Below are 655 nucleotides of genomic sequence, written 5' to 3' on the forward strand. Positions count from 1 at the left end.
AACGAAACCGTACCTAAATCCGAATGTGGAAAAGACAGACGATCCACCAGCTCAGGGCGCTCAACAAAAAAGTCAGGGTGATCTTTTAGGTATTCAGCCACCACTTCTGCCGTTAATGCGTCAGCTTCAACTTGAGACAAACCGTTTCCTTTTTCTTTGACTAGCACGACAGTTGACCATCAAATACGTGAGTAGCAGGGCCTGTCATAAAGAGTGGTTTGCCCGGGCCTTGCCAAGAAATATGCAGCTCACCACCAGGTAGCGATACTTTCACACTCTCATCCAAAAGTCCTTGCAAAATACCCACAGCCACCGCGCCACATGCGCCGCTACCACAAGCTTGTGTTTCACCTGCGCCGCGCTCGTAAACTCGAAGACGAATATGGTCACGACTCACCACTTGCATAAAGCCAGCGTTCACACGTTCAGGGAAGCGTTCGTGTGATTCAAGCAGCGGACCTAGAGTGTCCACATCTGCGGTATCCACGTCATCCACTACTGTCACCACATGCGGGTTACCCATGCTGACGGCACCACAAAACAGCGTCTTGTCACCCGCGCGCATGATGTAGGTTTTTTCTTTCTGCTTCGCTTTGAACGGAATTTTGTTCGGTTCAAACTCTGGCACGCCCATGTTGACCGTCACTTCACCGTC

2 protein-coding genes are annotated in these 655 nt (G+C 50.7%); both read right to left on the minus strand.

Features of this window, described 5'->3' with window-relative positions; genetic code table 11:
• Positions 1-167: DUF484 family protein (locus tag R7Z49_RS25575; protein WP_318112469.1), on the minus strand; the 167-nt coding region annotated here is incomplete at its 3' end.
• Positions 161-655, minus strand: a 495-nt coding sequence (dapF, locus tag R7Z49_RS25580) for a diaminopimelate epimerase (RefSeq protein WP_318112467.1), incomplete at its 5' end; no start/stop codon positions are given. The genes dapF and R7Z49_RS25575, both read right to left, overlap by 7 nt.

The organism is Vibrio sp. 1562 (assembly GCF_033340155.1).
GTDB classification, from domain to species: Bacteria; Pseudomonadota; Gammaproteobacteria; order Enterobacterales; family Vibrionaceae; genus Vibrio; species Vibrio alginolyticus.